The 6,519-nt window shown below is 71.9% G+C and carries 8 protein-coding genes; 2 read left to right on the top strand and 6 right to left on the bottom strand.

All coding sequences use genetic code 11. The annotated features are described in order from the left end of the window. The 5 genes from VP06_RS13390 to VP06_RS13370 form a co-directional block, all read right to left on the bottom strand. The coding region (locus VP06_RS13390; RefSeq protein WP_245291164.1) for a ParB/RepB/Spo0J family partition protein at nucleotides 1-2,320 on the bottom strand (2,320 nt) is incomplete at its 3' end. A 115-nt stretch (nucleotides 2,321-2,435) separates the two neighbouring features. Beyond that, nucleotides 2,436-2,915 (bottom strand): hypothetical protein, encoded by a 480-nt coding sequence (locus VP06_RS13385; protein WP_048464273.1) that lies wholly within the window; start codon nucleotides 2,913-2,915, stop codon nucleotides 2,436-2,438. A 95-nt stretch (nucleotides 2,916-3,010) separates the two neighbouring features. After that, nucleotides 3,011-3,298 (bottom strand): hypothetical protein, encoded by a 288-nt coding sequence (locus VP06_RS13380; RefSeq protein ID WP_048464272.1) that lies wholly within the window; start codon nucleotides 3,296-3,298, stop codon nucleotides 3,011-3,013. Next, nucleotides 3,271-4,131 carry a hypothetical protein gene (locus tag VP06_RS34080; protein ID WP_244533792.1) on the bottom strand — a complete coding sequence of 287 codons (861 nt, stop codon included), beginning with the start codon at nucleotides 4,129-4,131 and terminating at the stop codon, nucleotides 3,271-3,273. Before VP06_RS34080 ends, VP06_RS13380 begins: the two co-directional genes overlap by 28 nt. Then, a complete protein-coding gene (locus VP06_RS13370; RefSeq protein WP_048464271.1) occupies nucleotides 4,131-5,168 on the bottom strand; it encodes an ArdC family protein in 1,038 nt (345 codons plus the stop codon). Before VP06_RS13370 ends, VP06_RS34080 begins: the two co-directional genes overlap by 1 nt. 248 nt (nucleotides 5,169-5,416) lie before the next feature. Here VP06_RS13370 and VP06_RS13365 point away from each other — a divergent pair, with 248 nt between their 5' ends. Together VP06_RS13365 and VP06_RS13360 are read left to right on the top strand one after the other, a co-directional pair. Beyond that, nucleotides 5,417-5,740 (top strand): hypothetical protein, encoded by a 324-nt coding sequence (locus tag VP06_RS13365; RefSeq protein WP_048464270.1) that lies wholly within the window; start codon nucleotides 5,417-5,419, stop codon nucleotides 5,738-5,740. Nucleotides 5,741-5,746: 6 nt separating this feature from the next. Beyond that, nucleotides 5,747-6,193: an antibiotic biosynthesis monooxygenase gene (locus tag VP06_RS13360; protein ID WP_048464269.1), complete on the top strand. Its 447-nt coding sequence runs from the start codon at nucleotides 5,747-5,749 to the stop codon at nucleotides 6,191-6,193. Between the two features lie 51 nt (nucleotides 6,194-6,244). Here the strand turns inward: VP06_RS13360 and VP06_RS13355 are convergent, their stop codons facing one another. After that, nucleotides 6,245-6,514, bottom strand: a complete 270-nt coding sequence (locus VP06_RS13355; protein ID WP_048464268.1) for a hypothetical protein — start codon at nucleotides 6,512-6,514, stop codon at nucleotides 6,245-6,247. Between the last annotated feature and the right edge of the window lie 5 nt (nucleotides 6,515-6,519).

Here is a 6,519-nt window from a genome sequence, read left to right as displayed (position 1 = left end):
CCCCCCCCCCCCCCCCCCCCCCCCCCCCCCCCCCCCCCCCCCCCCCCCCCCCCCCCCCCCCCCCCCCCCCCCCCCCCCCCCCCCCCCCCCCCCCCCCCCCCCCCCCCCCCCCCCCCCCCCCCCCCCCCCCCCCCCCCCGGCCGCGGCGCTGGTGTGGGGGGGTTGGGCCGGCCCCGCCCCCCCCCCCCGCATCCGCCCCGGTCACCTCCGACCCCTCGGCCCCAACCGGGGCACCCGCCACCTCGGTCTGGATGCCGGGCGTGCGCAGGATTTCGGGCAGCCAGCCGGAGTCGGCCATCAGGCGCTCGGCCTCGCGCGCCATCTCGCCCTTCTTCAAGCTGTCGAGGAGCCGCGCGGTGTCCTCGCCCTTGGCCTCGCGCACCGCCGCCAGGATTTTGCCCTTCGTGACGCGGTTGAAGTAGTTGGCCGCCGTCGGCTTCCAGTCGCGGGTGAGGTCGAGGCCGACGAGCTGCGCCAGCCGGTCGGCATGCGGCAGCGCCTCGGGACGCCGATCGAACGGCGTGTGCATCGCGTTGACGGACAGGCCCGCGCACAGCGCGAACAGCTCGGTGCGCTGCTCGGGGCTAAGATCAATCAGCGCCTCCCAGATCTCGCCCTGCTCGGACGGCAGGCGCTTGGCCCAAGCCTCGCGCTTCGCGTCGAGGGCGGTCGCGGGCCGGAAGGCGTCGAGGCCCTGGACGGTGTGGTCGGCGCGGGCCGATGTGGTCGAGACCTCGAGGCACGAGCCGGTGCGGTAGCCGTTGACGATCACCCGGATCACCATGGCGTGCAGGACCGCCACGAAGGCGGCCTCGGGATCGTCCGCCAGGGCCTCGCGCAGCGCCATCGTGCGGTAGGTGGTCAGCTCGGTCCGATGCTGCTCGGACAGGGGACGGTCGGTCTCCTCCGGCTCGGCGGTGGCGGCGGCAATCCCCCCGCCGATCGTGATGATCGCGCGCAGAACACCCGGGACGGGCGTGTCGCCGGGGATCGGCCAAGGGGCCGCGGCTGCTGCCGGGGCGGCCAAGCCCTGCCCCTCGACACTGGCATCCGCACCAGTACCGGCCGGGGCACCCGGCTCGACCTTGGCCGCCTCGGTCTCGACCGGGCGCTCGTCCTCGGGCCGGACGTAACCGCGCCGCACGCACGGACGCCCGTCGTATTCGAGCGAGACGAAGACGCCGCCGATCGCGATGTCGGCCGGGTCGTAGATCGCGGCGCGGGCCTCGAAGTCGGTGATCTCGCCCTCCAGCGCCGTCAGGCGCTCGGCGATCTCGGTCGGGATGTCGTCGCCGTAGCCGTACTGCTCGTTGAGGCCCTCGTACTCGGCCACCGCCGCCTCGAACGCGGCCTCCTCGGCCTCGTCGAGCTCGGAATGGGTCCGCAGGGTGCGCAGGCCGTAGGTGCGGGCGTGGCCGAGGGTCAGCGACACCTCAATCCACTTCCAGCCCTCGGCCGCGATCGTCTCGCTGAACGTCGCGAGCTTGGCCTCGGCCAGGCGGTTCAGGAGGTCGGCATCCTGGAACCAGCCGTCGCCGCGCTCCGCGAACAGGTCGCGCAGGACCCCGCCACCGGCGGCGACGTAGGCCTCCTCGCCCACGAACACGGCGCGCGCGTCCCCGATGCCGACCGAGCTCTCGGTGAGGGCCTGGCGGATCGACCAGGTGCTGATGTTGCCGCGCTTGTTCAGCGCCTCCCAGACCCGGACCTGACGCGCGGCATCCTCGGTGACGGAGAACGCCATCAGGCACTCCAGCGTCATCTCGTTCGCACCGTAGGCCTCCAGCAGCACCGGGCTGACCCCGGCGAGCCGCAGGCGCTGGCGCACGATGGTCTCGGTGACGAAGAACCGGGCGGCGATGTCGGCATTCGGCATGCCGGCATCCGCCAGCGCCTTGAACGCCCGGAACTGGTCGAGGGGATGCAGGGCCTCGCGCATGGCGTTCTCGGCGATCGAGTCCTCGGTCGCGCTGATCGCGCTGTCGGCCGCGCGCACGATGCACGGCACCTTGACCGACTTGACCATGCGCTTCGTCTTCACGAGGTGCTCGAGCGCGCGGAAGCGCCGGCCGCCGGCGGGCACCTCGTAGCGGCCGGTCTCTGCCCCGGCCTCGTCGAGGATCGGGCGCACGCTCAGGGACTGGAGCAGGCCGCGATGGGCGATGTCCTCGGCCAGGTCCTCGATGCTCTGGCCATGGGCGATCCGGCGCACGTTGGCCTGGCTCAAGGCCAGCTTCTCGAACGGGATCGCGACCGCCTCGCTCAGGGTGATCTTGGCGGCCTTCGGGGTGCTCTTGGCGGTGCTCGTGGCGCTGGTCATGGTCGTCAATCCCTTCGTGCGGGCGGCCCGGCTCTCTCCTGACCTTCAAACCCTCACGCAGGCGAAGCCCCCCTCTCACTCTGGAGGGAGGCCGCGGGACTCGACCGACACCGGATCAGGCGGAACCCAAGCCGCCGGCGCCCGTCTCCGGGACGAGGATCAGGGGCGGCACGGCGGTCGACTCCGCCCGGGCGAGCCGGGCCACGACACCGCTGAGCGTCTCGCCGGCCCTGTGGCAGCGGCGCAGCTCGGCCAGCGCGATCATCGGCTCGCCGCCCTCGTCCGCCGCCTCCTCGACGGGCCGGTCCATGCCGGGCTGCCAGTATTCCAGGCCCGCCTCGAACTGACCGAGCTGGGAGACCCACGCACGCTGGTAGGCCAGGCCGTGCGCCCGGCAGAACGCGTCGAGGTCGGGGGTCTGCCCGCGATCCTGCAGGTCCTCCAGGTCGACGTGGCGGCCGGCGGCCAGGGCCTCGCGCACCAGGCTGTCGGCCTCGGCGTAATACGCTGTCGCGGCAGCGATCAGGGCGGCAGCACCCGCCTCTCCGGGCAGGAGCCCGCCGATGGTGATCGTGGTCATCACGTACTCGCCCATGATCTTCGTCCTCGTGCCGCAGGCCGCCGGGGATCGGCGAAGCGGCACGGGCGAAGGGGCCTCCCTCTGGCGTGAGGGGGGCCGCAGGGGCGGTGTCAGGCGTCGGCGAGTGCAGCCGCAGGCGGCAGGCCCGGCCGGGTCGGGATCGGCCCGGCCGATCCGGACTGGATTTGCAGCACCACGGCGCCGGCCGAGGCGAGGTCGTGCAGCTCGATCAGCACGGTGAGCGCCTTCCCCACGTCCCCGCCGAGCAGGGCCTGGGCCTCGTCGGTCGAGGCGGCATGCCGGCGCCGGACCAGCTCGCGGGCAGCCGCCTCGAGCACCGGGGCGGGCTCCTCGACCGCGATGTCGAGGGTCAGGGCGAAGCAGAGTGGTTCGGGCATGGCGCGGTCCTGTCAGTGGCGTGGTCGGGCTCTCGCGAAGCGGCGCGATCCTCCCCCCTCAGGCATTCCCTCTCACTCTCACGGGCCGACCCGAGGGACCGCCGGACCCTTACGGGGCGCGTATCCTCTCGCTGGGCGAGGCGCCGGATCAGGATCAGCTCGGCGTCCGAGCAGGTCCCCCGCACCACGATGTCGACCCAATGCCCGCCCCGGCCGACATGGCTGTCGCGCAGGCGGTGGTTGGACGAGGTATAAAAGCTCTCGTTGGGCTCGCACAGCCGCACCCGCGAGGTCAGGAAGAGGATGCCCGAGCCCAGATTGCCGCAGAACAGGCGCTCGTCGGCGCCCGTCGTCTTCGGACCGCCGCCGACCGTGCGCCGGCCGATCTGGCGGAAGGCCTCCGTAAAGCTCGCCGGCTTCGGCGTCGTCCGGGGGGTGAGCGTGTGCCGGCCGCCCCACGGGGGGTGCGCCGGGTCGATCCGCCCGGTCGCGATCTCGTGCAGCAGCGTGCCGAGGTAGCTCGGATCGGCTGGGTACGGGCAGGCCCGCCACAGCGCCCGGATCGCCAGGCGCTCGCCGGTCGGGTGCGCGAACAGGCGCTCGCGCGCCCGGCGCCAGCCGGCGGCCCGCTGCCGCCGGTTCTCGGCCTGCTGGCGCTCCCATTGCCCGGTGCGCCGAACCATCTCCTCATCGACACCGAGCTGGCGCTCGGCGATCACGGGGGCGAACAGGGGCAGGGCCGCCTGCTCGCGGACCTGCTTGTGGCGGTAGGCGGCGCGCTTGCGCGCCGTGTCCTCGAACGCCGTCGGGCGGGGCCAGGGCTTGAAGCGCATCACGCCGCTGCCCGTAGAGCCGCCGGCGCCGCTTGGTCGTCTCCCGCCTCGACGCCGGCCTCGTCGGTCTCCGAGCCCGCTCCCCCGTCGGGTGCGAGTTCGGCCGGCAGGTGCCCGAGCAGCCAGTCGGCCGAGCGGCTGGCGAGCCCCGCCGCCTGCACGATGGCGCGGGGGTCCGAGCGCAGCACCTCGAGCCAGGAGCCGATGTAGTCGGCGTGGCGCACGGTCGGCACGATACCGAGGCTGGCGCAGACGTAGGCTGCGGAGATCTCGGCGACCAGCTCCTCGCGCGCGTAGCCCTCGCTGCCGTAGCGGCCCGTGAAGTCCCGGGCGAGCCGGGAGGCATGGCCCGTGGCGTGGATCATCTCGTGCGCGGCGGTCCGGTGGAAGTTGACCGGCTCGTGGAAGGCCTGGGGCGGGGGCAGCACGATCGCGTCGTCGGCCGGGCGGTAGAACGCGATCTGCCCGCCGATGTGGATGGTCAGCCCCGTGGCCTGCATCAGCGCGCGGAAACGCGGCTCGATCAGGTCCTCGCGCGGCGGCGGCGGCGGCACGTACAGGTCCTCCGACAGGCCGTCGCACTGCGCGGCGTTGAACACGGTGTATTGCTTGAGGAAGGCGATCGAGCGGGCCTCCTCGCCGGCTTGCGACGCGCGCTGGCGCTCCTGCTCGGGGGTGAGGCGGTCGGCGTAGACGACGGGCGTGCCCTTCTCGCCCCGGCGCACGCAGCCGCCGAGGCTGAGCGCCTGGCGGAAGGTGAGCCAGCGCTGGACCGGGTAGCCGGCGGCCATGCCGCTTCCCCACAGCAGCATGACGTTGATGCCGGAATAGGCCCGGTTGGTCGCCGCGTTGCGCGGCATGGACACGGCCGCGGTGCCGGGCAGGCTCGTCCAAGGCTGCACCCACGGCACCCTGCCCTCCTCGAGCTGGGCAATGATCGTGTCGGTGATGCGCTGGTAGAGGTCGGCGCGCTGGACGGGAGCGGCCTCAGTGCGGCGGGCAGCGGTCTTCCGGGACGAGGTGGGGCGGCGGGCCATCGGCGTGATCTCACGACGGGCGCCGGAGCCTCTCTCCGGCCTGATCTCCCGTCATGACCTCGCGAAGCCCACTCTGACTCCGGCTCGACCTCCCGACCAGTTCACCACGCAGTCGGTGACGAACGAACGGATCAGGCCCCCTCGCCTACTCGCGCTTTGGTTGGTGGATCGGACTCAAAACTTAGCTTAAGATTGCAAGAAGTCCACGCGGGACACCCTGCGGCAGGCCCGAACCAAGGAGACGTCGCGTGCCTTGCTCGACCGTATCTGACGCGACCTTGGAGGAACGGACGGTCGCCGCGCACCGGCTCTACCTTACGGCGCTCATGCGGATCGAGGCGCTGGACGAAGCGGACGCTGCATGCGTCAGCGAGCAGGAGCACGTCGAGGCCGAGGCGGCCCACCTCCAAACGTTCGCGACCCTGAACCTGTTCTTGAACGAACTCGGCTACGTGCCGAAGGGCCTGGCGACCCGGGCCGATCTCGCCTTGGCGCTAGACTGCGAGGCGGCGCCGAGCGGAGAGTGTCGTGGTCAAGCGCACCATGAACGTCGGGCCGCGCTCCTGGGATAAGCTCACATGGCTTTCGTCAGCGTCACACGGCTGCGCATCCGCTCCTGGCGCTTCATGCCGGGTTTCGTCGTCGATACGATGCGCTCCCTGTCGCAGACGAGGAACGCGGCAGGGTTCATCCAAGGCAGCCTGCTCGCCGATCGCAAACGAACGTTCTGGACCCTGACGGTGTGGGCCGATCAGGCCGACATGCGCGCCTTCATGACCTCTGGTCCGCACCGGAAAGCGATGCCGAAGCTCCTGGAGTGGTGTGACGAGGCGAGCCTAGTTCACTGGACGCAAGGCGATGACGCCGTTCCGTCGTGGAACGTGGCCTCGGACCGGATGCGCGCAGAGGGACGGTCCTCGAAGGTCCGTCATCCGAGCCCCCGGCACGGCGACCTGACCTATGCCGAACCGTGGACGCGCGGTGCCCTCCCGATCAGGCGGCGGACCGACGCGCATCCAGCTTAAGGGATAGTCGCCTCGCGGGTTTGCCCCTTGATCGGAGGGGGCCAGGGTTCCTCAGAGAACCTTGATGAGGGTGGCGAGCACACCGGTCATCGCGACGAGGCCTGCGGCCGTGATGCTCCCGAGCCGAATGGTCAATCGGAGCGTCTCCAGCTCCATGGCAGAGCGGAGTTCGTCCTTGGCCGCGCGCAGGTCCTCCTTGGTGACGAGCTCGACCATGATGAACTCCCGGGCCGCTTGGGCGTGAGCCTCGGCGTGGTCCTGTGCGATGCCGGCCTCGCGCAGGGTCTTCGAGTAGCTGAGTGTATCAAACGCGTAAGCCATGTCAG

Origin of the sequence: Methylobacterium aquaticum (genome assembly GCF_001043915.1) — a bacterium.
Taxonomy (GTDB): Bacteria; Pseudomonadota; Alphaproteobacteria; order Rhizobiales; family Beijerinckiaceae; genus Methylobacterium; species Methylobacterium aquaticum.
Note: the sequence above shows the minus strand (reverse complement) of the source record. Positions and strands in the feature narration are given on the sequence as shown.

Excerpts from the sequence above, each read along its gene's own strand:
- VP06_RS13385 (WP_048464273.1), bottom strand. The coding sequence starts at position 2,915 with ATGGGCGAGTACGTGATGACCACGATCACCATCGGCGGGCTCCTGCCC.
- VP06_RS13380 (WP_048464272.1), bottom strand. The coding sequence starts at position 3,298 with ATGCCCGAACCACTCTGCTTCGCCCTGACCCTCGACATCGCGGTCGAG.
- VP06_RS34080 (WP_244533792.1), bottom strand. The coding sequence starts at position 4,131 with ATGCGCTTCAAGCCCTGGCCCCGCCCGACGGCGTTCGAGGACACGGCG.
- VP06_RS13370 (WP_048464271.1), bottom strand. The coding sequence starts at position 5,168 with ATGGCCCGCCGCCCCACCTCGTCCCGGAAGACCGCTGCCCGCCGCACT.
- VP06_RS13360 (WP_048464269.1), top strand. The coding sequence starts at position 5,747 with ATGGCTTTCGTCAGCGTCACACGGCTGCGCATCCGCTCCTGGCGCTTC.
- VP06_RS13355 (WP_048464268.1), bottom strand. The coding sequence starts at position 6,514 with ATGGCTTACGCGTTTGATACACTCAGCTACTCGAAGACCCTGCGCGAG.